Consider the following 24,918-nt stretch of genomic DNA (forward strand, 5'->3'; position numbering starts at 1 on the left):
TTTTAAAGTGTAACACAAATTCAAAATTTTTTCTATTTATTTTTTGTAAGAAATTTTAATTAATATTAAATTGCAATGTAACTATTCCAGAAGAACAGTTATTTGTCAAAAAACTTACGTGTACATTACTAGCCGCTCTTCTTGCAGCAGCTTGAGACTGACTGTTTCCTCCTGCAACGGATTGGATAGAAACAGAGCCACCACGAGTAAATCTGATTGTAGCAATGATGGTTTCTTTTCGTTTTAACCGTTGGTTTGCAGTTGGTACTTCCAGATGGCTATTGTAAGAAACAGAAAAATCTACGCCACGTCGACATCCACCACCTCGTGTACTTCCAGACTTTTTATCATTTCCATTTCCAGAACTAGTTGAATTTCCGCTTGTTCCTGTTCCATTTCCGTTTTTGTTACTTGTAGAGTTTCCGTTAGCAGTATTTCCATTTTTGTTTCCATGTGAAATTCCTGAATTTGAGGGAGTGTTTTTATGTCCAGAATTATTGGAAATAGTGGAGTTTGAAGCAGTTATGGTGTTTTGTACTGGTTTTGTACTGGCAGAATTTCCTGTGGATTGTGAAATTACTGGTTGTGTAGCATTTTTAGGGGTGGAGGTAACTGGGGGGATAATTGGGTGTGATGTAGGTTTTGGTTGTTCTTTTGGTATGGTCTCTTGGGGTACTTTGGGAGGTTGTGGTAATGGTTGCTGTGGTTGTTTTGGCTGTATTGGTTGTGATGGTGAGAGTTCGGGCTGTTTTGGATTTTTAGGCTGTTTACTTGGTTCTATGTTTTGAGCTTCGGAAATTGCATTGTTTTTATTTGGTAGATTTCCCTTTTGTAACCCAGACGTTCCGTTACTTTCCTCATTGCTATCCGTATCAACTGTGCTTTTTGTCTTATTTTCTTCCAAAATACTATTTTTTAAGTCAACAACAATAGTCTGCTTTTCTTTTTTTTCTTCAAGTTTCTGTTTTAAAACTGGAGTTGCAATTGGAATAAGGAGTATTCCCAAGTTTATTGCAGCTGAAATTATATAATATTTCATTTTTCACCTCCATTCGTTTTCTTTAAATATCTAATTTTATATAGTTTTAATTTTTATTTTGAATATTTAAACTTATATTTTCTATGTTCATATTTTTTAAAATACTCATCGTATCCACAATGTCCTTATATTCCAAATGTTCGTCGGCAGTTAAAGTTATATTTTTTAATGCTTCCTTTGGTAATTTTGAAAATTCGGAAGCTATTTCATTTTGGGAAAGTTCCCTAGTTTTGTCGTCTATTTTTAAGAAGTATTTTTTGTCTTTATTTACGATTACTTCTATTTTTGTATCTTCCTTTTTTTCAAGCTGTGCTGATGTTTTTGGAACTGACAGCTGAAATTGTGAATAATTGTTAAATGTAGTTGCAAGCATAAAAAATATTAGCAGCATAAAAATTACATCAATTAAGTTTAACATTGATATATCAACGTTTTGACGTTTTCGTCTGTTAGAAAATTTCATATTTTTCTCCTAAGAAATTTGATTTGTAAATTTTACTTAAATTTGTTTGAAGTTAAACTAATCTAAATCGGATAAAATTAGTTTGAATTTTAAGTATAAGATTAGAATAAAAGGTTGTAAAAATCAATCTTTTACTCGGCTCAAAAACTGCAATGCCGCCCTTTCCATCTCGGCTACAATAACATCAATTCGTCTGTTAAAATAATTATAAAAGACTAATGCAGGTATTGCAACGATTAATCCAAATGCAGTTGTGTAAAGTGCTTCTGAAATTCCACCAGCCACTATTTTTGCTGTGCTTGTACCATTTCGGGTAAGAGCTGAAAAGGCTGTAATCATTCCTGTAACAGTTCCCAGAAGTCCTAGTTGAGGAGCTGCATTTACAACTGTTCCCAATAGACTCATACCTTTTTCAAGTTCAGTAGTCTGTTCCAGAATACTTTCACTAATAATTCCTTCTATAACTTGTCTATGTGAATTATCAAGTTTAGTGAAGTTAATATCCATATTGGAAACGATTTTTGTCACACTTTTTGAAACTGAATCAGTCTTATCTTTGCAAAGTTTTAAAATTTCTTCCTTCTTTCCAGTTCTAAGTGCTTTATAAAGCTGATTTTTCTCATTTTCTGACAATTTTTTTTCCTTTGATAAAAAAGTATACATTTTTTCAATAATAACGGAAAGTCCAGATATTGAGGCAAGTAAAATTACCCACATAAATATTCCGCCGTCAAAAAGGTATTTTAACATAATTCGTCCTTCTTTCTTTTTATATTTATTATTTCAACTGCTTAATTTATTTCCATATAAATTTAAGATTTTAAGTAAGATAATTATAACTTTTAAACATCGATTTTTTAAGTAATATTTCTACAAAATTAAAAATTCTATATTAAAAGTTTTTATATAAAATTATTTTACTATAAGAATAATTTTGTGTCAAATTTTATGTAATAATTCAAAATATTTTACTTAGATACACAAATAATTATTTTAAAGTAAGATTTGTAAAACAGATTATTCTATCAAAATTCTAAGTTTTTTTAAATTTTAATAATTTGATAAAAAGTAGTATTTATCGTATATAATACATATAAAATGATATAAAATTTGAAAAATTTAAAATATTTGGGTTGAATATAATTAAAATAACTGTTATAATAAATTAGAGTATTATAACAGGTGATATATTTTATAAAAGAGTTAAAATTATAATGATAACAAAATTAGATTATTTTAAATAGTTGTCAAAAAAATAAAACTAATTTATAAGGAAAAAAAAATAATTTATAAAAGTTTGCATGATATTATTATAACACAAGCTATTTATGAATTTGATTTTATGTTCAGATAACTTTAAAAATAGGATATTTCAAGCATTTGTCAACTATATAATATTACAGTTTTAAATATAAAAAATATCTTTGTATCTGAAAGGAAAAATATGAATAAAAAAACTAAGAATAATAACTCATTAAATGAAATACACAAAAAAGCTGAAAATTTCTCACGCGGAGAAGAAATTGCAAATTTTGTAAGTCATACTGTTGGTGCAGGATTAGCTGTTTTGGCATTTCTGATACTAACAATTCGGGCGAGCTGGACACGCGATGCTGGGATCGTTATTTCATTCATGGCATTTGGATTTGGACTTATTGTTCTTTATACAATGTCATCAATATATCATGGTTTAAAGCCTGGAACAGCTAAGATTGTTTTTGAAATTTTTGATCATTCAGCAATTTATATTCTTATAGCTGCCTCATATACACCTTTTCTTTATTTGGTCGTTAATTCGCCAATGAATAAGATAGTGTTGACTATCCAGTGGACAGTATGTGTGCTAGGAATTATATTCAAAGCTTTTTTTACAGGAAAATTCAAGATGTTGTCAACATTGTTGTATCTGATTATGGGATGGATGATTATATTTGCATGGAATGATCTTATAAATAATATAAATCTTACTTCATTGATTTATCTGATTGCAGGAGGTGTATTATATTCACTTGGTACAATATTTTATTCGTGGAAAATATGTAAATTTAATCATATGATATGGCATATTTTCGTAATTTTTGGAAGTGTGTCACATTTTTTGGCAGTATTTTATTTGGTATAACAGTTTATTTATTTTTAAGCAGTTTTATTATTATCATTAAGTAAATTAAAGAATATATATTTTATTTATAGAAAGGGAAATTTTAATGGGAAGAAAATCAAAAGTATCTAACGAACTAAAAATTGAACTCGTAAAAAAAGTATTAGATGGAAAAGCAACTATTCAGGGATTAGCCAAAGAATATGGAATCGCGAAATCTTCAATAATGACTTGGAAAAAGAAATACCTTGAATTAGGTGAAGAAAGCGTAGTTGTAGGAGATAAAAATAGACATTACACTCGTGAAACCAGAGAAAAAGCCATTAAAAGCTATCTCAATAATGAAGGTTCTTTATTTGATATTTGTAAAAAATATGATATTGCCTCTGTGAGCGTGCTAAATTATTGGATAAGAGACTATAGAAGAAGTATAGATATCAATGGAAACTACACTGTAGTAAAAAAACATGTAAGAAAAACAATAGAAGCAAAGGTAGAAGCAGTAATTTTCTGTCAAAACAATAATTATGACTACAATCAAACAATTAGAAAATTTGGAGTTTCATACCAACAAATTTATTCTTGGGTAAAAAAATATGAAAAAGGTGGAGTTGACGCATTAATAGATAATCGCGGAAAAAGAACTTCAAGCAATAAAACTATAATTACTGAAAGTAAGTAAGTAAATAAATAAACTGTCAGTCCAAAAATGGATATGACAGTTTTTAATTTCCTATTTATTATTTAGATTTTCGGTAGGTACAAACTTTCTTTCTGGATTTCCAAAGAATTTTATTCCAATAACTGCAATTATAATCATGACAATACTTATTAGGTATGGAAGACGTATTCCTAAAATTAGTAAATCTTCAGCTCTGAATGTGCTTACGAATATCCTTATAATTGCATACATTATTAGATAAATCATTGACAAAACTCCAGGATTGTATTCTTTTTTTCTGAAATAGAACCATAGTATTACAAAGCCAATAAGATTCAAAGCACCTTCATAAAGCATGGCAGGATGTAACGGCATATTTGGAAATTCCGATCCTGCAGGTGTATCTAACGGAAATATTAGTCCCCAAGGTACAAGCTGTTTGAACTGAGCTTTCGCAGAAAGACTCAAAGACTGGTATCCAGCCCACCATTTACTAAATGTCCCTGAAAAAATTACACTAAGTGGAGTAAATGTAGGTACTCCATGAACTTCTCCATTTGCCAAGTTCCCAAATCTTCCTAGGAACTGTCCAAACAATAAAGGGCCAACAGCCATATCTGTAAGAACCCATAAGTTCATTTTGTTTTTTTTGGCATAGTAACATGAGCCTATAAATGCTCCGATAATTCCACCGTGAATTGCAAGTCCGCCTTCCCAGATGTACAAGATAGATAAAGGATTTCCAATGTAATCTGAAAATTTAAAAATAACATAATATAATCTTGCTCCGATTAATCCTGCCACTATTGTAGTAAATGCAAAATCTTCAATAATTTTTCTATCATCGATGCCTCTTTTTTCAGCAACATCATCAGCAAGTGCGATAAACATTCCAAAAAGAAAGGCTAAAATATACATTAAACTATAAATTCTAAGTTCAAAACCTCCAATTTTAAATAGATATGGTTTCATTTATGCTCCTTTTCTATATTTTGCAACAGGAACTGCCAGAGCATTTTATTTCTTTATAAGAAATAAAACCTTTAAAACAGTTCCAGTACTTCATTCATTTTTTTGTAAATTTTATAATTGTTTTTTCAATTCTTTTTCAAAGATTACAAAGAAGTCATCAATCTGCTCTTTTGAAATTTGTCCTAAAATTCCAATTCTCATAAGACTTTCAGCATATTTTCCCTTTCCACCTGTAACAGTGTATCCTTGTTCTTCAAGGGCTGAAATTATTGATTTTATAATAATTCCTTCTCTATAAACTGAAATTAGTGTATTTGTTCTGTTTGCTTCATTTTTAACTAATAGTTCAAACCCAAGTTTCTGAGCTTTTTCTTCAACATATTTTCTCAAATCGTGTTTTTGCTTGATTGTGTTTTCAATTCCATTTTTTATCAAGTCTTTTAATGACTGATTCAATGCTAGAATTAAAGCAATTGCTGGAGTGTATGGCGTTTCTCCATTTTCTTCAAAATATTTTGCATATTGTTTCAAATCAAAATAATATTTAGGTAAATCAGAAACTTCCATAGCTTTTTTTGCTTTATCGCTTATTGCGACAAATGATAGTCCTGGAGGTATTAGAAATGCCTTTTGGCTTCCTGCAATCGCCACATCCACATGCCATCCATCAAAATCAAATTCATTTACAACAAGTCCACTGATTGTGTCAACAACTAGCAAAATATCAGTATTTTTTGTCAAATCTCCTAAAGATTTTATGTCATTCAGAATACCAACTGAAGTTTCGCTATGAGTGGCTAAAATTCCTTTTAAATCTGGATTTTCTGAAATAACTTTCTTTACATCCTCCAAATTGTAGCTTTCTCCAAATTCATATTGTAAATTAATTACATTTAATCCATAAATTTCAGCAATTTTTCTAAATCTATCCCCAAAATATCCAGTATTTATGGCAATAACCTTGTCACCTTTTGAAAAAAAGTTTACAATGGCAGTTTCCATTGAACCTGTACCAGATGAAGTTATAACGGCAACATCATTTTTAGTTTTGAATACTTTTTTCAAATTTTCGTTGTTTTCCTTCATAATTCTTCTAAATTCAGGTGTTCTGTGGTGGATAATATCCTTTCCAAAAATTTCCAGATATTCTTCTGGAATATTAGTTGGTCCTGGTGTCAATAATAATTTTGAACTCATAAATCTATTCCTCCTAAAATTTATATTTTAAAAATTTTTATATTAACTCCTTTGTCAATTTATCATATTGAAGCAATTTCGTTAAGATTTTTTCTACATCATCTAATTTTAGCATGTTTGGACCGTCAGACAATCCTTTATCAGGTTCGGGATGTACTTCTGCAAATATTCCATCAACTCCAACAGATACTGCCGCTCTTGCAAGTGGATACACATAAGCACGGTTACCTCCTGAAGTTTCTCCCTGTCCTCCAGGAATTTGTACTGAATGCGTAGCATCAAATACGACTGGATATCCAAATTTTCTCATTTCCAAAAGTCCACGCATATCTACAACAAGATTATTATATCCAAACGAAGCTCCACGTTCGCAAAGCATTATATTTTCATTTCCAACTTCCTGAAATTTCCTTACAACATTTTTCATATCCCAAGGCGCTAAAAATTGACCTTTTTTGATATTAACTGCTTTGCCAGTTTCTGCTGCGGCAATAAGTAAATCAGTCTGTCGTGATAAAAACGCAGGTATTTGAAGCAAGTCAATTACTTTGGCTGCTTCTTTGCATTGATAAGGCTCATGAATGTCTGTTGCAAGAGGCACACCATATTTTTCCTTAACTCGTGCCAAAATTTCAAGTCCCTTTTCAAGTCCTGGTCCTCTAAATGAAGAAATAGAAGAACGGTTAGCCTTGTCAAACGAAGCCTTAAATACATACTGAATTCCAAGTCTATCAGTAATTTCTTTCATTTTTGCAGCTACTTCCATAACTAAATCTTCTGATTCAATTACACAAGGTCCAGCTATCAAAAAAATCTTATCATTACCAATTATGATATTATCAGTAATTTTAACTTTTTTCACTTTATCTATTAACATATCCAATTCCTTTCTAAAAAATTTTCTTATATTTTCATTTTATCATAATATTTCTTTTTTTCCTAATATTTTTCTAAAATATTCTTTTTGATAAAATAAATAAATTATGTTATACTTTTAACTGAAAAAATAATTGAAAAACAAAAAGCAAGATAATAAATAAAAATTAATTGAAGAACAGGAGAAAATATGAATAAAGTAGCTTTAATTATGGCTGGAGGAAGTGGAACAAGATTTTGGCCGTTATCTACAAATGATAAGCCGAAGCAATTTTTGGATCTTGTGTCGAAAAAGACTATGATAAAGGAAACAATTGACAGGATAAAGAAACTTATTCCGATAGAGAGAATTTTTATTTCAACGAATATTAAGTATCTTTACATAATAAAAAAGGAATTACCTGAGATTGCTGACAGAAATATAATTTTTGAGCCAATGGCAAGAGACACGGCAGCCTGTATTGGATATGCGGCCTGTATTATCAGAAAACTTTACGAGAATAGCATTATGGCAGTTTTGCCGTCAGATCATTTGATTAAGAAGGAAAAGGAGTTTTTGGACAGTTTGGAGTTTGCGTTTAAAGAGGCTGAAAAAAATAAGATTGTTACTCTGGGAGTTAAGCCGACTTATGCTGAAACTGGGTATGGATATATTGAGTATGTAGATAGAAAAAAATCAAAAGATGACAAAAATAACTGTGAAAATAAAGAAAGATTTAAGTCATATAAAGTTAAGAAATTTAGGGAAAAGCCTAATAAGGAGCTGGCTGAAAAATATATTGAGCAGGGAAATTATCTTTGGAATAGTGGAATGTTCCTTTGGAAAACGGAATTTATCTTGCATGAAATAAAAAAACATATGGAAACTCATGGCATTATTTTGGAAAAAATTGAAGAAATGCTCGAAAATGTTGATTTAAATGAAGTTTATGGAGAAAGACTAAGTGATTTTGTGAAGGATGAATTTGAAAAATTTGAAAAAATTTCGATAGATTTTGGAGTGATGGAACATACAAAATCTGTTAGTGTCATACCTGTTGACATTGACTGGAACGATGTTGGAAACTTCAAGTCACTTGAGGATATTTTTCCAAAAGACAAGGATAGCAACGTTGTGCAGGCTGATAATTTTGAGCAGATTGAATCAGAAGGAAATATCGTAATTAATAAAGAAAATGACAAAATTATTGCTACAATCGGGCTAGAAAATATCGTCATTGTAAACACAAAAGATGTCTTGCTTGTCTGCCATAAGGATAAAAGTCAGGAAGTTAAGAAAATATTGAATAAGATTGAGACGAAAAATAAGTAGTCTAAAATAGCATTTGACTATTTTACTTGAATTTTATTGTTATTTGAAATTTAATAGTTTGATATAAAAAGCTTGGTGTAATAAAAAAACATCAATGTAAAAATATTTATTGAATAAAGGGAGCAAAACTAACAATGGAAATAGATATTATAAAAGAAGCCAAAAATGTATTTGATATTGAAATTGCAGAACTGGAAAAATTAAAAAGTAAACTAGGAGATGATTTTCAAAAATTAGTCCGAATGATTTTAGAATTGAAAAACAACAATAAAGTTGTTGTGACAGGGATTGGAAAGTCAGGAATAATTGGTAAAAAAATTACAGCGACACTTGCCTCAACTGGGACAACATCGGTATTTATAAATGCAGCAGAAGCACTTCATGGTGATTTGGGAATGATTAGCGATGGAGATGTGGTAATAGCCATTTCAAACAGCGGAAATTCTGACGAAGTATTAAGCATTTTAGCGCCAATAAAAAAAATTGGAGGAAAAATAGTTGCATTTACTGGAAATCCTGATTCTATGTTGGGAAGATATGCAGAACTTACAATAAATGTTGGAGTAGAAAAGGAAGCGTGTCCGCTGGGGCAAGCGCCAATGAGTTCGACTACAGCAACTCTAGTAACAGGAGATGCTCTGGCCGTATGCCTTATGAAATTAAAAGATTTTACAGAAAATGACTTTGCTAAATATCATCCAGGAGGAAGCCTTGGAAAACGGCTATTATTACATGTTTCGGATTTAATGCACATTGGAGATGAATTGCCAGTTGTAAAAGAAGACGAAAAAATTGAAAATATATTAATGGTTCTTACAAAGAAAAAATTAGGAGCTGTGTGTATTTCGGACACAGGACTTGAAAACGGCAAACTGCTTGGAATTATAACAGAAGGAGATATTCGGCGTGCATTGGAGCATAAGGAGAAATTTTTTGATTATGTGGCTTCTGATATTATGATTTCTACACCAGTAACGATTGAAAAGGATGCGATGGCTCTCGATGCACTTCATCTGATGGAAAACAGAAAAAGCCAGATTAATGTATTGCCTGTTGTGGAAAATGGAAATGTTGTAGGCTTGATACGGGTGCACGATTTAATAGGATTAAGATAGCAACATATTTAATTTTTTTATTAATAACAAAATTGTTTCTTAAATATACAGATAAATAATTTTTAAAAATTCTAAATTTTTTTGATTAATTGTTGTTTTTTCTATATTTTTATATTTTTTCTTTTTTAAATGTAAAGGGGATCAGTCGCTATCCCCTTTACAATCCCAGCTTGTCTAAGCATTTTTTGAAATAAAATTGAAACTCGCTTTTTAATAACAGTTATTATCAACTCTATAAATTGATTGTAACTTAAAAATTTCAAAAAAGCTCAAACAATCAATTTTATTCCAAAAAAATCACGACAATCTTTAGTTTAACTATAATAGTTAATTTTAACTAAAACAAAAAACAAGTGAAATTTCATTAAAGAAAAAATATTAACCCAAATTATCTAAAAATAACAACATAAGAAATCAACATAAAAAAACTATATGTTTTAAAATTAGTTTAAGATAAGTAAGGTTTATGAAAAGTTTTGGAAATGGAGAGAGATGGATAATAAAAATTTATTGAAGGGAACGATGGTTTATTCTCTTATGAATTTAGTTACAAAGATGGGGTCGTTTATATTTTTGCCAATAATAACGAGGTTATTGACACAGGAAGAATTTGGGATTGTGGGAACATTGGCTCCGATTACTTCATTATTTACTGTAATTCTGGGGCTGGGGCTTTATAATGCTCAGATGAAGAAATATGTAGATTTGAAGGAAAGTGAAGATGAATTTGGAAGTTATATGTTTTCTTCAACTTTGATTATAGTAGTTTTTAATATGCTTACTTATATTTTTTTATTTACACCTGTAGCCAAAAAACTGTTTTCATATATAGTTGATTTAAGCAAGGTAAGTTACTATCCTTTGATAATTGTCAGCGTCTTAATTGCCACAACGAACGCTTTTAACAATCTTTCGACAACTTTGTTCAGAATGAAGAGAATGTATATGAAGGTTGCGATAGGGAGTGTTGTAAGCCTTTTTACAACTTATATTCTGGCAATTTACTTTATAAAATACTTAAAATGGGGAGTTTTTGGAAACCAGTTTGCAAATTTAATTGCGTTGCTTATAGTATTTCTGTTCTATTTTAAGGATTATTTTGGAAAATTTAGATTTAAGTTGAACTTTAATTATGTGAAATATTCACTAAGAAATGGATTGCCACTAATCTTTATTGAACTTACGGATCAGGTTGTGAATTTGAGTGATAGGCTTGTTTTGGCAAAATTTGTTTCTCTTGCGGTAGTTGGCGGATATACGCTTGCATTTACTGGAGGAAGAGTTTTGTCGGTTGTTACAGGTTCTTTTGTAAACAGCTGGACGCCAGAGTTTTATGAGGCGATGAAGGAGGATAGGACAAATCCGAGAATAACACGAAGTGTGGAAAACTTTATTGCAATTATTTCCTTTGCCTGCGTAATTGCACAGTTGTTTGCTCCAGAAGGGATAAAATTGATATTTCCAAAAAGTTATTATCAGGCGATAAATTATATGCCTTTAATTCTAGCTGGAATTGTCGTTCAGGCACTATTTTGCCTTGATTATTTTTTTCATTTTCACGAAGATAGCATATACATTTTTTATTTTACAATGTTTGCAATGATATTTAATTTAGTTGGAAATATAATTTTTATACCGAAATTTCGAGAAATTGGGCCTATTATTGCGGCGTGGACTACGTTACTTGCCTTTTTATTTAGAGCAATAATGGAAATGATGATTATAAGAAAAAAATACAAGATTTCGTTTAATTATAAAAAATTATTTTTATATTTCATAATTATTGTAAATCCTATAATATTCTATTTGTCAAATGATCAGCTTTCGTGGATGAAATTTGGCTTGAAAATAGTTTATTTGGCGATAGTGACAAAATTGCTCGTAAATAGGGAAGTTTACGCTAAAATTGCAAATCTTATAAATGGAATAAAAAGAAAAATTATAAAACGTTAAATTTTAAAGCTTTGGAAAATAAGGGGAAATAAAAAATGAAATTTACGATTTTTACACCAACTTTTAATCGAAAGGAACTGCTTGAAAAATTGTATAAATCACTTCAAAAGCAAACCTACAAGGATTTTGAGTGGCTTATTGTCGATGATGGCTCTGCTGATGGAACTAAAGAGAAAGTAGAAGAATTTTTGAGTGAAAAAAAACTGGATATAAAGTATTATTTTAAGGAAAATGGAGGTAAACAGCGAGCGTATAATTTTGCAACTGATAAAGCAAATGGAGAGCTTTTTATCTGTCTTGATTCTGATGATGAATATGTTGAAAATGGTCTTGAAACTATTTTGAAATATTGGAAAAAATATGAAAAAAATAACAATATTGCGGGAATGGGGTATTTGTCAACTTATCCAAATCGAGAAGTTATAGGCTCTAGTTTTCCAGAAAAAGAGATGGTTTCAACACAGTTTGATATTTACAATAAATACGGAGTTAAGGGCGATAAAGGGCTTATGTTTCGGACTGAAATTATAAAAAAATATAAATTTCCAGTTTTTGATGATGAGAAATTTATTACAGAAGCTGTTGTCTATAACAGAATTTGTGAAAAATATAAAATGGTTTATGTAAATGAGAAAATCGAGATAAAGGAATATCAGGAAGATGGATTGACAGCCAAATATAACAATTTACTGCTGCGAAATCCGAAAGGACAGGCACTTTATCATAACGAAATCAATTTCCAAAATTTATCTTTTAAGCAGAAAGTTCTAAATAATGCTGTTTATTACAAATTTTGCAGGGCAGCAGGATATAAATTTGGAAAAATATTTAAAGAAAATAAAAATAAATTGTTTTTAATTTTTGCTTTAGGAATTGGGGAATATATGTGGCAAAAAGAGAAAAATAAAAAATAAGATTTTGAGTTTAGGAACATAGAAATTAAAAATTTAGAAAAGAGAAAGAAATACGAAATGAACAAAAAATTAGATGATAAAAAAGTAGTAGTTGGAATGAGTGGCGGCATAGACAGTTCTGTCGCTGCTCTTTTGTTGAAACAGCAAGGCTATAAAGTTATAGGGGTTACGTTAAAGCATTTGCCTGATGAGCTTTCAGAAAATCCTGGAAAAACGTGCTGTTCTCTTGATGATATAAATGATGCGAGATATACATGCTACACATTGGGAATCCCTCATTATGTACTAAATGTCGTGGAAGAATTTAAAAAGGATGTAATGGATTATTTTATAAAAATGTACAATGCTGGAAAGACACCTTCACCTTGTGTAATTTGCGATGAAAAGGTAAAAATAAAAAAACTCGTAGAATTTGCTGATAAAATGGGAATAAAATACATTTCGACAGGGCATTATTCAAAAGTTAGCGAGAATAATATGCTTTTATGGGACAAAAATAACAGAAAAGATCAGACTTATATGCTTTACCGGTTGGATAAGGATGTCGTGGAAAGATTTTTATTTCCACTTGCTGAATATGAGAAATCAGAAGTTCGTGAAATTGCAAGACAAAATGGTATTCATACTCATAATAAGCCCGACAGCCAAGGAATTTGCTTTGCTCCCAACGGATATATTCCATTTCTGAAAAAAGTGCTTGGAAATGATGTAAAAAAGGGAAATTTTGTAGATAAAAATGGTAAAATTATTGGAGAACATATAGGTTATCAGTTTTATACGGTTGGGCAGCGGCGTGGACTGGGTCTTAATTTAGGAAAGCCGTTTTTTGTACTGGAACTTCGATCTGAAACAAACGAAGTGATTGTGGGGGATTTTGAGGAATTGCTAATAAAGGAAATAGAAGTGATAAATTGTAAATTTCATTATGATTTAAAAGAAATAATTGGAAAAAAATTAACCGCACGTCCGAGATTTTCTTCAAAAGGACTGGCTGGGGAATTGAAACTTTTGAAAAGTGAAGAAAGCAATGAAAATAGGATAGTTTTTGAGTTTGATGAAAAAACTCACGAAAACTCAGAAGGACAGCACATTGTATTTTACTTAGATAATGAAATTGTTGGTGGCGGAGAAATAAAAATATTTGACAAAATTTAAAAAATATGATAAACTTATCAAAGTCAAGTGGCGACATGGTCGAGGGGCTTAGGCAGAGGTCTGCAAAACCTTGTACACCGGTTCGAATCCGGTTGTCGCCTCCATTAACTGATTACTGATAATAATTAATAGTTATAACTACTAAATCCTTAGTAGTTAATTTTTTATTGAGAAAAAGGTATGGCGCCTGATGTCCTTACACTAAAAAAATAGAAAAAACTATTATTAATCATAATACTTATAAATAAAATTATAAAAGTCTTTAAGATATATACTTAATGATTATTTAATTAAAGGATTTTTAATAGCTATAAAGGTTGGATAATAGCATAATCCTATAAAAAATAACTTTAAATTCATAAATTTTTTGATTTTTACTCTTTAAATAGAAAATAGTATTAGATGATTTTTAAGCAAATCAATATGATAAATTAATTAATTTATTAATTATAATGTAATTTTTCTCCTAAATCCTTTTTCAATTCAAAAATTTCTTTAGTCAATTTTGAATAAAAATTTGTTTCATAAATTTCTTTTTCCATAAATTCATTATACTTTTTTTGGGGAATTTTACCCTCTTTATCCTTATTTTTCGCTATAAACTGCTTTAAATACTTATTCAGTTCATCTAAACTTCTCCCTGTATATTCTTTCCACATAACTGCTGTATCAATATTTTCGTAATCTAAAACATAAAAATATGGATACGATAATTCAGGAATTTTTATTACAATGTACGTTGAAAAAATCTTTCTTCGATCTTCTATCCCAAATAAATAATCATCTTCACTAGATCTTATTATTTCATCAGCTTCATCAATACTTACGGCAATATTTTTAATTGTATTATGAATTATCAGCATCTTTTTAATTTTTTTTATTCTTTCTTTATCAGAATCTTTTAACATAACATCTGACTCTTTGTTAAAATACAGTTTATCATCTTTAAAACTAATATCCCAATATCTTTTTGCTTTAAAATTTGATAAATCAACATTAAGTTTAACTAAAACACCTATATTTCGTTCACCCCATTCTAAGGATTTGGGATCTGTGATAAACAATGAACCCAGACATTCTCCTGTGGTAAATTCACAATATCCTCTTACTCTTTGGATTTCAAATCCAGTTTCTAATTTTTGAACAAGATTTCGAGCATAGTGATAGTAAACTATTTTATCCATTTCTATCGACTTAGAAAATATTATTGTTTGTAATATTAAAAAACATAAAATAATTTTTACTGCTCTCATTTTGCCTCCTTTCTTTATTATATATCACAAATTTTTAGTTAATAACATTAATGTTTTTTATTATTTTAACATAATTTGTATCATAGATTGTATAATCATCCTTTTCAATGTTTTTAATTGAAATACCCCATAAAATCATTTTTTAATTCTAAAATTTTTTTAGTTAGTTCAGGATAGAAATTTGTTCCATAAATTTCATCTTCCATAAATTTATTATATTTTTCAATTGGAATTTTACCATTCTTATCCTTGTTTTCTGCTATAAACTGCTTTAAGTTTTGATATAATTCATCCAAACTTTTACCTGTATATTCCATACGCCAAACACTGTCATCAGCATTGTCATAATCTAATACATACATATGTGGAAAAGACAGTTCAGGAATTTTTATAATAATATATGTTGAAAAAATTTTTTTTGTACTTTTATCTTTTTTGAATGTTATATCTTCTTCCAAAAATTTATCATCCAGTTTCATTTTTTTTATTGCATCATAAATTAATAACATTTTTTTTATTTTTGTTACAAGTTCTTTTCTAGAATCATTCAACACAATGTTTTTTTTACTTTCAAAAATAGGAATATTATTTTTAAAAGCAATATCTCTATATTCTGTCATATTAAAATTTGAAGTATTAATTTCAAATTTAACTAAAGTTGTCATATTTCTTTCAGAATAATTAAGATATTTTGGATCTAGAATGTATAAGTTTCCATTACAACGTTCATTATAATCAAGTACACAGTATCCATGTCCATTATTTATTTTATAAATTTCCATTCCAGATTTTATTTTTTCACTAAGAAGGGGAAAATACTCATAATAAACTATCTTATCCGCTTCAAATGAATTAGTAAAACCTGAACTTTGAAATATTATCATAAGACTAAGAAATAAACACCAACTTGATATTTTAAATTTTTTTTCCAAAATAATTTGATAATTCATAACCAGTCTCCTTTATCGTTTTCTTTTATTCTAAAAAGAAATTATATCCCAATTCATTATTTAACTTTAAAATTTCCCTAGTTAGTTCTGGATAAAAATTTGTTTCATAAATTTCTTTTTTCATAAATTCATCATACTTTTTTTCTGAAATTTTACCATCTTTATTCTTATTTTTTGCTATAAACTGTTTTAAATATTGATATAATTCATCAAAATCTCTACCTTTATACTCTAAATTCCAAATTGATTTGTCGATATTTTCGTAGTCAATAACATACATAGGTGGAAAATACGACAATTCAGGAGTTTTTATAATAATATAAGTCGAAAAATCTTTTTTTATGTGTATTGTTCCTGTCATTGAACTGGGTCCGTCATCTACTTCGATTATGTCTTCATCCGTAGTTATATTTTTAACCAAATCATGTATCATCAGCATTTTTCTTATTTTTTTTATACTTTCTTTTTGAGAATTTCCTAAAACAATATCTGATTCACTGTTAAAATGCAAATAATCATTATCAAAAGTAATATTTCCATATTTTTTTGCCGTAAAATTTGATAAATCAATATCCAGTTTAATTACACTTTGCATATTTTTTTCTATACCATTAGCATATTTGGAATCTAAAATTTGTAGCAGACCATTGCATTCTTTCACAAAATCTGTAGTTCCACAGTATCCTTTCACTTTATGTATCTCCATTCCAGATTTCAGCTTGTCTGCAAAACCCTGATAGTTATAATTGTAGTATACTATTTTATTTAACTGCTTCGGTTTAGAAAATATCATTACTTGTAATATAAAAAAACATAAAATAATTTTTATTGCTCTCATTTTGCCTCTTTTCTTTATTATATATCACAAATTTTTAGTTAATAACATTAATGTTTTTTATTATTTTAACATAATTTATACATAAATGTAAATGTTAAAATTTTTATTAGAGAAATAAATTTTTGAAATGTAATTTTAGTAAACTGATAAGATTAAGTAATCTTGTTTTTTAGTAAAAAATATGAGATTCTTGTGTATACCAAGGGATTAAGGCTCTTTGTCAGCGAGTGGGGGGGGATAAAAAATTAAACATTAAAAAATATTGTTTTTATCGAAATTTTTAGATTTTTATGGATGATAAAAAATATGAAAATAGGGAGAGAAAATGAAAAATTTATTAATAATACCAATGTTAATTGTATTTTATGATTTGTTTAAATTGATATACAGTATATTTTTACAGAAAAAAGTAAAAAAAATTTTACTTGTTGACTTGATTATGATAATGATATTTTTTATGATGTTTACGATTTTTATATTGCCTAATTTGTTAGTTCATTTGGTACTTTGTTTTATAAGTAGTTTAGTATTTGTATTTATGAATGACATTAATAGAAGAATTTATAGTGTTTTTATAATTATAATGACAATAATTGATATGATGCTTGCTTGGGGCAGTTTGTATCTTTTGGGAATAGTATCGTTCATTATATTTATTTTATTTCACGTTGGAATTTATCTGAAAATAAAAGAACGTAATGAAGAATTAGATAACTATATGTATTTGGCATTATCTTTAAATGAGATTGCAATTATTTTAGGATCTATTGCAATGCTTAACTTAGCGTCTTAACTTTTAAAGAAATATTTTGTGAAAAGTTTTGATAAATTATAGACAATAAAGTATAATAATATTGTTATATATTTTTGGAATTATGAAATTTATGAATTGAAAAAAGATGAAAAAATAAGCTTAATACCAAAGACCTAAACACAATTGAATACCTGTTTTATATTTATTGATTTCGGAAAGTAGCTGAAAATATTATAAGGAATGGAGAATAAATGGACGAATTAATAATTATGGGATTAGTAGTATTTTATAATCTGTTTAAGATTATTTTTAATATTATAAGAATAATTTTTTTAAAGAAAAAAGTAAAAAGGTTTTTGAAAATTGATTTAATTTCTGAAATAATTTATTTTTTAGGATGGATAAATTTGATGAGAAATGCAATTATTTTAGTACCTAGTCAAATATTTCATTCAGTTTTTTACTATGTTGCTATTTTAATATTTTTGATAAATAAAAGAAACAAAAAAATTCATAATTATATTTTATTTTCGATAATAACGATTGATATAATAATTGTTTTATTTCTTCTAAATATGCTAAAATTATATCTTATTACGGTCATTACGATAATTGTGTATATTTTTATAATTGTAATTTTAAGAAAAGATAGAGATAAATTGCGAGATTGTGGATATTTAACACTATCTTTACTGGATATTGCAAATATTTTTATATCATATATTGCATTTATAGGATATGTTGCTTCGGCATTCTGAAAAATAATAGATAGAATAATAAATAAAAAATTTCTTCAAATTAAAATCACGGTTATTAAGATTAACTGTGATTTTTTGCTATATACATTTGTGAAAATGTATAAATTTTTTTAGAAAAATGCTTTAGGAAAAAGTATTGATAAATTCCAGGTAATACAGTATAATAATATTGTTATATGCTTTTTGGATTATGAAATTTCTACAATAGAAAAAAGATAAAAAAATAAGCTCAACACTAAGAGCTTAAACACAATCAAATTTTATTTTAATATGTATACCATATTTTAGATAAAATCAAAATGGAAATAAGAAATTAAAGTAATGTTTTTTAGAAAGGAAATTAGAAAAATGGAAGATATTATTAAAAAAGTAAATGAATTTTCAAAGTTGGCACGTGAGAGGGAATTGACGGAAGAAGAGAAGAAAGAGCGTGAAAAATATAGAAAAATGTATATTGAAAAATTTAAGGAAAGTGTGAGAGGGCATTTGGATAGCATTAAGGTTGTTAGAGTGGATGATGATGGGAATCCAATTGATGATGACGGAAATGTTATTGAGCCTGAAGCGTAAATAAAACAGTAATAATAGTATTTAGAGATTAATCTCTTAAAATCTTGAAAGTTGGATTGATAAGATTTTGGTAATTGTTTAAAGTGGATTAGGAAGGGAGTGAGTGGAAATTTATGAAATATGAGTTAGTTATATTTGATTTGGATGGAACGCTTATGGATACGTCAAAATCTATTACAAAGACTGTAAATTCAGCGATGGAAGAACTTGGGAAAAAGCAATATTCTGCTAATGAATGCGTAAAATTTGTTGGTGGTGGAGTTTCAGGGCTTGCACGGAATATTTTGGGAAAAGAGAAATATGAGGATGTAACGAATGAGGAAATGGAAAAAATTATAAGAAAATATTATGATATTTACTTTGACTATGGTGTTGAGCCTTATGAAGGAATACCTGAATTGCTTGATTTTTTGGAACAGAATGGTGTGAAAAAAGGTATTGTAACAAATAAGGATCACGAAACAGCCCTGTCTGCAGTTGAAAAAAAGTTATACAAATGGAAATTTGATGGAATATTCGGCTCAAATGAAAAGGAATATCCAAATAAGCCAAATCCGTATAATGTTGATAAAATGGCACAAAACTTAAATATTTCAAAAGAAAAAATATTATTTGCTGGAGATATGCTTGTGGATGTAAATACAGCTAAAAATGCTGGAATTGATATTGTTTACTGCAAATGGGGATTTGGCGAAGTAAAAGGCGAGGATGGAATTGACGAAGATGTAAAGGTATCTAGCGTTCAGGAAATTATTGAAAGAATAAAAGGTAAATAGAAAGTTTTAGGGAAATCGTTTTAGTATTTTATATTAAAGCGATTTTTTTTGATTTGTAAAGTGCTATACATTTACTAGAGAAAATGATAAAATAAAGTCAAGATAAAAAAGTTTGGATAACAAATGAAAAACAGAAGAAGGAACGGTGAGATATATGCAAGAGCAGAACAGTCAGAAGATTTTGGTAATAAATACAGGTGGGACAATCAGCATGGTTCATTCAGATAAAGATGACAATAAAAGTGCATTGAAACCCTCTTCATCTTGGGAGGAAGTTATATATAACTATCAATTTTTAAAGGATATGAAAGTTGATTATGTTCAGACAAGCAAAATCATTGATTCTTCTGATATGAATTATGAAATTTGGCTGGAAATTGGTAAAATAATTGAAGAAAATTACGATAAATACAAAGGTTTTGTAATACTGCATGGAACGGATACGATGTCCTATACTGCAAGTGTTCTTTCTTTTATGTTAAAAAATCTTGGGAAAACGGTTATTTTGACAGGAGCACAGCGTCCGATTCAGGAAATTAGAAGTGATGGACTGCAAAATTTGCTAACTTCTATTGAAATAATTGAAAAGCAGACACAGGTAAATAGTGAAATTTGTAATTCAGAAAATGAAATACTGCCTATTATTCCAGAAGTGTGCGTATTTTTCAGGGATCATCTTTTTAGGGGAAATCGTTCAAGAAAGCTGGATTCTACAAATTATTTTGGATTTTCTTCCCCAAATTATCTTCCGTTAGGGCAGGCAGGCTCAAAAATAAGAATATATGAAAACAGGCTATTATCAAAGCCAGAGGAAAAATTTTATGTAGATTACAAAATTAATCCAAATGTACTGATGATGGATGTATTCCCTGGATTTAATCCTAAAATTTTAAAACGGATATTCCAAGATGATGATAGTATAAAAGGACTTGTATTACGGACTTACGGAAGTGGCAATACTCCACAAAATAAAGAATTTTTAGAAACAATAAAATATATAATTGATATGGGAGTTATAATTCTGAATGTAACTCAATGCACAGTTGGAAGCGTGGAAATGGGACTTTATGAGTCAAATGCAATACTTACGGAACTAGGTGTTGTAAATGGATACGATATGACACCAGAAGCTGCAATTACAAAATTCATGTGCCTTTTAGGGAAATATGATGTGGAAAAAGTTAAGGAAAGATTGGTAATGAATATTGCGGGAGAGCTTACTAAATAGATTTGTTTTTTAATTATGCAGATTTAAATTTATGTTAATACTAAACCCTGTTTAAAAATGAGAATAAATTTTTATAATAGGGTTGTTCAATAGCTAATTTATAATCATTCAACTTTTTCATTTTTATTTCTGTAGGATTGCTCATTGCCGCAAATCCTACAACCATGGCTAGTCTACGACATTTTTCTGCACTGACAAAAAACTCGCTATGCTCAGACAGTTTTGCCAGCACAGAAAAATGCTCCGACGGATTAGTTCATGCCGGATTCTGTTTAAAAAACGAAAATTATATTTTAAATTATTTGAAAATATTAGATTTATATCCTTTATTAGAAAAATCTATAACAAATTCGTTATTTAAATGGTGTTTAGTATAAAATAAATTTAGCAAGAAATTAAGAATTATTGTAATAAATGAAGATCAGACAATTTAATAAATTGATAAAGGATATAAAATGGAAAATATTAATACAGAAAAAATAAAGCTAGATAAATTAATAAGAGATTTTGAGAATACAAAATATTTTGGATATATGTTTTTTGTGGAATATGATGGTCAAAAGTTTGAATCTTTTGATGAAAATCCTAATAAAAAGAGTGTTAAGTCAGAATTTAGGAAAATTTTGGAAAAGAATAAAATAAAGATTTTTAAAGGTATTCAGCAGGCTGGAAGAACTGATGCAAATGTGAGTGCAAAGGAAAATATTCTTTATATAAATTCCAAAGAGATAATTGACTTTTCAAAATTAAAATTTTTGAAAGCAGAAGGGCTGAAAATCAATAAAATAGTGAGAACATTGCCATTTCTTGAATTTCCACAAATGATTGAAAAAAGATATTATATTTATGAATATCCAAAAAAACTTAGGAAAAACGACGAAGAGAGAATAAATCAGATTTGTAATAAAGTATCTGGGAAAAAGAATTTTTACGAATTTACTTCGGAAAAGGGGAAAAAATTAAAAAATCATACAAGAGAAATTTTTGTGAAATATGAAAATGGTAAGCTGTATTTTGTGGGAGATGGATTTTTGCCACAGCAGGTGCGGATTATGAGCAATTTTATTTTAAATAATACAAAGTTTGATATTGAAAAGTTAAATGATGGAAATTTTGAAAATAGAAAATTAGGGATAAAAGATAAACCGCTTGATGGGAAATATTTGACACTTATGAAAGTTGATTTTTCAGAGAAATTGGGCAAAATCAGTTTTTTTGATGTGAAAAATATTGAAGAATTGATAAATTTGAAAAAAAATAATAATGAAATATTTGAAATAGAAAATTTTGAAATCAAAATAGATGATTTGAATGAACAATTAAAAAGTATTGGTAAAGTTAAAAAAATTGAGAGAAATAGTTATTTTACGGTATTTTTCGTTGAAAAGAAAGATAAAGGCGAATTTATTGGGAAAAGAGGGAAAAATATTAGGAAGTTAAAGAAGATTTTTGGAGATATAGTTGTAAAAGAGATTTGAAAAAATTGAAAATATTTTATAGATTATGTAAAAATTTATTGTTTTTAAAAGTTTTTAGATACTGTTTATAGAAAAATATTGAATGATGAAATTTGATAACAGGATATTAATATATTTTGTCAGAAAGTTTAGAAAAATAAGAAAAATCAAGATTAGGAAAAGAGTGGAAAAATGTATATAATTAGAAAAGCAATGGAATATTTTAAACCGAAAATTAACAGGGCTTATATGAATGAGGCTTTGAAAAAATTGACAGAAAAAGAAAAGAAAATATTTTTGGAAATGTCTGATTATGATAAGTTTCATTCGCTTAAAGTTTATAAAAAAATAAAAAAAACAGAACTAAAAAATAATGAAAAATATTTAAAATTAGCACTTCTACATGACTGTGGAAAAGAAAATGTGTCGATTATAACGAGAGTTTTGCATAAATTAGGATTTAAAACGCGGTTACGAAACCACGCCCAAAGAAGTTCTGAAAAGTTGGAAAAAGTCGATGAGGAAGTAGCGGTTTTGGCGAAAAATCATCATAATAGAGGTTATTCTCAGGAAATGGATATTTTTCAGAAATGTGATGATGAGAGTTAAGAAATTGATGAAAAATTTTTAGAAAAGAGTGATTTTATGGAAGATAAGTATAAAATGACATTGGAGGAGAATATTTTTGTCGCAAAAAGAAATATAGTGGATTCAATTTGGAAATCGGCAAATCTGGAAGGAATAGCTGTAACTTATCCTCAGACAGAAACGATTTTTCAGGGACTGGGAGTTCAGAATATGAAAGTTAAGGATATAAATGCCATTGTTAATTTAAAACATTCGTGGGAATTTATTTTGGAAAATATTGAATATCCTCTTGATTTAAACTATATTTGCAAAATTAATCAGCTTATTGGAGAGGCAAATGTAAATCCTTTTCCTGGACAATTGAGATTCTCGGATGTAAGTATGGGTGGAACAGATTGGAAGCCTGAAATTCCAGATAAGAAAAAAGTGAATGATAATTTGAATAAAATTTTGGAAAGTGAAAACTCTGCAACAGAAAAAGCAATAAATTTAATGTTGTATTTAATGAGAAGCCAACTTTTTTATGATGGAAATAAAAGAACAAGCATGATGACTGCAAATCACGTAATGATTCAAAATGGTGCTGGAATTATTTCTGTACCGATAAAACAGCAAGAGAAATTTTTGGAACTGCTTATCAAATTTTATGAAACTAATGATATGAATGAAATTAAGGAATTGATTTATAATCATTGTATTGACGGGATAAATTTTAAAAGAGAATAGAATTTTGGGAAATAAAAAATTATAAAAGAAAGAAAAATAGATAATTATGAATGAAAAATATGAAATCGAAAATGAATTTGAAGATGAAATAGATGTTGAAAATAGTGAAAATGAAGAAAATATTGTTGTTTTGAAGAAAGAGGCAGGGAGCAGGATTGATAAATTTTTGTCAGAAAGGCTTGAGTTTACACGGACACGTATTCAACAACTTATAAAAGATGAAAATATTTTGGTAAATGAAAAAAAGACAAAGCCTGCTTATAAGATTGAAGAAAATGATACAATAAAAGTTGTAATTCCAGAACTGGAAACAGTTGAAATTAAACCTGAAAACATTGATATTGAAATAATTTATGAAGATAATGATTTGGCAGTTATTAATAAAAAAGCTGGAATTGTTGTACATCCTGCAAATGGGCATTATTCGGGAACGCTTGTAAATGCAATTTTGTATCACATCAAAGATTTGTCAGGAATAAATGGAGAAATCCGTCCTGGCATTGTGCATAGGCTAGATAAGGACACAAGCGGACTTTTAATAATCGCCAAAAATGACAAGTCACATCTAAAATTGTCACAAATGTTTCACGATAAAACTGTAAAAAAAACTTATCTTGCAATTTTAAAAGGAAAACTAAACCAAAAAAGCGGAAGAATTGTAACACAAATCGGGCGTGATAAAAACGACAGGAAGAAAATGACCGTAATAAATGACTTAAATTCAGGAAAAACTGCAATTACGAATTACGAAGTAATTTCACAGACGGAAAAATTTACACTTGTTAAAGTTCATATTGAAACTGGAAGAACTCACCAAATCAGAGTTCACATGAAACATTTAGGATACCCAATTTTAGGTGACAGTGTCTACGGCAGAGCAGATACCGAAAAACGCCAAATGCTTCATGCCTATAAGCTTGAATTTCAACATCCGATTACAGAAGAAAATATAGAATTTATTGCAGAATTGCCTGAAGATTTTGAAAGGGCATTAAAAAAATGTGGGCTGGAATTTGAAATTTTTTGATTTTTTTAAATATTCATTCTAATTAAATGAATAATTATAGTTAAATTAAAAATGTTGAATTATAAGTTATTAGTATTAGATAAATTAATTAGAAATATTATTAAGCAAAATTTTGTTAAGAAAAAAAACTAATATAAAATTAATTATCATACTAAACCTCTTTTAGAAATAGGAATAAATTTTTATAATCATTCATCTAATTACTATGGTTTTTTCTTTTTTATTTTCGTAGGAT

General features: G+C 28.4%; 26 protein-coding genes and 1 tRNA gene. 17 read left to right on the forward strand and 10 right to left on the reverse strand.

What is annotated here, in order from left to right; genetic code table 11:
• Positions 1-55: 55 nt before the first annotated feature.
• The 3 genes from AB8B23_RS03865 to AB8B23_RS03875 form a co-directional block, all read right to left on the reverse strand.
• Positions 56-1,039, reverse strand: coding sequence for an energy transducer TonB (locus tag AB8B23_RS03865; RefSeq protein WP_369713512.1), 984 nt, complete (start codon positions 1,037-1,039; stop codon positions 56-58).
• 46 nt (positions 1,040-1,085) lie between these two features.
• On the reverse strand, positions 1,086-1,502 hold the full coding sequence (locus AB8B23_RS03870; protein WP_006804489.1) for an ExbD/TolR family protein: 417 nt from the start codon (positions 1,500-1,502) through the stop codon (positions 1,086-1,088).
• 123 nt (positions 1,503-1,625) lie between these two features.
• Entirely contained in the window at positions 1,626-2,252 is a 627-nt protein-coding gene (locus AB8B23_RS03875) for a MotA/TolQ/ExbB proton channel family protein (protein ID WP_369713513.1), read from the reverse strand.
• Between the two features lie 694 nt (positions 2,253-2,946).
• Here AB8B23_RS03875 and trhA point away from each other — a divergent pair.
• Both trhA and AB8B23_RS03885 read left to right on the forward strand, forming a co-directional pair.
• Entirely contained in the window at positions 2,947-3,624 is a 678-nt protein-coding gene (gene trhA / locus AB8B23_RS03880) for a PAQR family membrane homeostasis protein TrhA (RefSeq protein ID WP_369713514.1), read from the forward strand.
• A gap of 85 nt (positions 3,625-3,709) precedes the next feature.
• The gene (locus AB8B23_RS03885; RefSeq protein WP_021745168.1) at positions 3,710-4,285 is read left to right on the forward strand and encodes a helix-turn-helix domain-containing protein; all 576 of its coding nucleotides are present in this window, start codon (positions 3,710-3,712) and stop codon (positions 4,283-4,285) included.
• Between the two features lie 51 nt (positions 4,286-4,336).
• Here the strand turns inward: AB8B23_RS03885 and lgt are convergent, their stop codons facing one another.
• From lgt to kdsA, 3 genes are all read right to left on the reverse strand, one after another.
• Entirely contained in the window at positions 4,337-5,236 is a 900-nt protein-coding gene (gene lgt, locus AB8B23_RS03890; protein ID WP_369713515.1) for a prolipoprotein diacylglyceryl transferase, read from the reverse strand.
• A 111-nt stretch (positions 5,237-5,347) separates the two neighbouring features.
• Positions 5,348-6,433: a pyridoxal-phosphate-dependent aminotransferase family protein gene (locus AB8B23_RS03895; protein ID WP_369713516.1), complete on the reverse strand. Its 1,086-nt coding sequence runs from the start codon at positions 6,431-6,433 to the stop codon at positions 5,348-5,350.
• Positions 6,434-6,470: 37 nt separating this feature from the next.
• Complete coding sequence (gene kdsA, locus AB8B23_RS03900) at positions 6,471-7,310, reverse strand: 3-deoxy-8-phosphooctulonate synthase (RefSeq protein ID WP_369713518.1); 840 nt, start codon at positions 7,308-7,310, stop codon at positions 6,471-6,473.
• Between the two features lie 189 nt (positions 7,311-7,499).
• On the opposite strand from kdsA, the gene AB8B23_RS03905 reads away from it, so the two are divergent.
• From AB8B23_RS03905 to AB8B23_RS03930, 6 genes are all read left to right on the forward strand, one after another.
• Positions 7,500-8,621: a mannose-1-phosphate guanylyltransferase gene (locus AB8B23_RS03905; RefSeq protein ID WP_369713519.1), complete on the forward strand. Its 1,122-nt coding sequence runs from the start codon at positions 7,500-7,502 to the stop codon at positions 8,619-8,621.
• Positions 8,622-8,755: 134 nt separating this feature from the next.
• The gene (locus AB8B23_RS03910) at positions 8,756-9,736 is read left to right on the forward strand and encodes a KpsF/GutQ family sugar-phosphate isomerase (protein ID WP_369713520.1); all 981 of its coding nucleotides are present in this window, start codon (positions 8,756-8,758) and stop codon (positions 9,734-9,736) included.
• A 492-nt stretch (positions 9,737-10,228) separates the two neighbouring features.
• Complete coding sequence (locus tag AB8B23_RS03915; RefSeq protein ID WP_369713522.1) at positions 10,229-11,689, forward strand: lipopolysaccharide biosynthesis protein; 1,461 nt, start codon at positions 10,229-10,231, stop codon at positions 11,687-11,689.
• Positions 11,690-11,724: 35 nt separating this feature from the next.
• Positions 11,725-12,603 (forward strand): glycosyltransferase family 2 protein, encoded by an 879-nt coding sequence (locus AB8B23_RS03920; protein WP_369713524.1) that lies wholly within the window; start codon positions 11,725-11,727, stop codon positions 12,601-12,603.
• Between the two features lie 57 nt (positions 12,604-12,660).
• Positions 12,661-13,758: a tRNA 2-thiouridine(34) synthase MnmA gene (gene mnmA, locus AB8B23_RS03925; protein ID WP_369713525.1), complete on the forward strand. Its 1,098-nt coding sequence runs from the start codon at positions 12,661-12,663 to the stop codon at positions 13,756-13,758.
• Between the two features lie 29 nt (positions 13,759-13,787).
• A tRNA-Cys gene (locus AB8B23_RS03930) sits at positions 13,788-13,862 on the forward strand.
• Between the two features lie 339 nt (positions 13,863-14,201).
• Here AB8B23_RS03930 and AB8B23_RS03935 read toward each other — a convergent pair.
• The 3 genes from AB8B23_RS03935 to AB8B23_RS03945 all read right to left on the reverse strand — a co-directional run bounded on the left by AB8B23_RS03935 (position 14,202) and on the right by AB8B23_RS03945 (position 16,799).
• Positions 14,202-15,011 carry a hypothetical protein gene (locus AB8B23_RS03935; RefSeq protein ID WP_369713527.1) on the reverse strand — a complete coding sequence of 270 codons (810 nt, stop codon included), beginning with the start codon at positions 15,009-15,011 and terminating at the stop codon, positions 14,202-14,204.
• Positions 15,012-15,124: 113 nt separating this feature from the next.
• The gene (locus AB8B23_RS03940; RefSeq protein ID WP_369713529.1) at positions 15,125-15,961 is read right to left on the reverse strand and encodes a hypothetical protein; all 837 of its coding nucleotides are present in this window, start codon (positions 15,959-15,961) and stop codon (positions 15,125-15,127) included.
• A 25-nt stretch (positions 15,962-15,986) separates the two neighbouring features.
• Positions 15,987-16,799, reverse strand: a complete 813-nt coding sequence (locus AB8B23_RS03945) for a hypothetical protein (RefSeq protein ID WP_369713530.1) — start codon at positions 16,797-16,799, stop codon at positions 15,987-15,989.
• Between the two features lie 325 nt (positions 16,800-17,124).
• Between AB8B23_RS03945 and AB8B23_RS03950 the strand changes: the two genes are divergently transcribed.
• The 5 genes from AB8B23_RS03950 (at position 17,125) to AB8B23_RS03970 (ending at position 20,885) form a co-directional block, all read left to right on the forward strand.
• Positions 17,125-17,592, forward strand: coding sequence for a hypothetical protein (locus tag AB8B23_RS03950; RefSeq protein WP_369713531.1), 468 nt, complete (start codon positions 17,125-17,127; stop codon positions 17,590-17,592).
• Between the two features lie 212 nt (positions 17,593-17,804).
• Positions 17,805-18,311: a hypothetical protein gene (locus AB8B23_RS03955; RefSeq protein WP_369713533.1), complete on the forward strand. Its 507-nt coding sequence runs from the start codon at positions 17,805-17,807 to the stop codon at positions 18,309-18,311.
• Positions 18,312-18,659: 348 nt separating this feature from the next.
• A complete protein-coding gene (locus tag AB8B23_RS03960; protein ID WP_015769634.1) occupies positions 18,660-18,881 on the forward strand; it encodes a DUF896 domain-containing protein in 222 nt (73 codons plus the stop codon).
• 113 nt (positions 18,882-18,994) lie between these two features.
• Entirely contained in the window at positions 18,995-19,657 is a 663-nt protein-coding gene (locus tag AB8B23_RS03965) for an HAD family hydrolase (RefSeq protein ID WP_369713534.1), read from the forward strand.
• Positions 19,658-19,811: 154 nt separating this feature from the next.
• Positions 19,812-20,885 (forward strand): asparaginase, encoded by a 1,074-nt coding sequence (locus AB8B23_RS03970; protein ID WP_369713897.1) that lies wholly within the window; start codon positions 19,812-19,814, stop codon positions 20,883-20,885.
• Between the two features lie 40 nt (positions 20,886-20,925).
• Here AB8B23_RS03970 and AB8B23_RS03975 read toward each other — a convergent pair whose 3' ends face one another.
• Complete coding sequence (locus tag AB8B23_RS03975; RefSeq protein WP_369713949.1) at positions 20,926-21,117, reverse strand: hypothetical protein; 192 nt, start codon at positions 21,115-21,117, stop codon at positions 20,926-20,928.
• Positions 21,118-21,340: 223 nt separating this feature from the next.
• On the opposite strand from AB8B23_RS03975, the gene AB8B23_RS03980 reads away from it, so the two are divergent.
• The 4 genes from AB8B23_RS03980 to AB8B23_RS03995 all read left to right on the forward strand — a co-directional run bounded on the left by AB8B23_RS03980 (position 21,341) and on the right by AB8B23_RS03995 (position 24,683).
• Positions 21,341-22,363, forward strand: a complete 1,023-nt coding sequence (locus tag AB8B23_RS03980) for a pseudouridylate synthase (protein WP_369713535.1) — start codon at positions 21,341-21,343, stop codon at positions 22,361-22,363.
• Between the two features lie 171 nt (positions 22,364-22,534).
• A complete protein-coding gene (locus AB8B23_RS03985; protein WP_369713537.1) occupies positions 22,535-22,951 on the forward strand; it encodes an HD domain-containing protein in 417 nt (138 codons plus the stop codon).
• Positions 22,952-22,987: 36 nt separating this feature from the next.
• Positions 22,988-23,656 (forward strand): Fic family protein, encoded by a 669-nt coding sequence (locus tag AB8B23_RS03990; RefSeq protein ID WP_369713538.1) that lies wholly within the window; start codon positions 22,988-22,990, stop codon positions 23,654-23,656.
• Between the two features lie 46 nt (positions 23,657-23,702).
• Positions 23,703-24,683 (forward strand): RluA family pseudouridine synthase, encoded by a 981-nt coding sequence (locus tag AB8B23_RS03995; RefSeq protein ID WP_369713539.1) that lies wholly within the window; start codon positions 23,703-23,705, stop codon positions 24,681-24,683.
• Positions 24,684-24,918: the final 235 nt, after the last annotated feature.

Source organism: Leptotrichia sp. HSP-342, from assembly GCF_041199995.1.
Lineage (GTDB): Bacteria > Fusobacteriota > Fusobacteriia > Fusobacteriales > Leptotrichiaceae > Leptotrichia > Leptotrichia mesophila.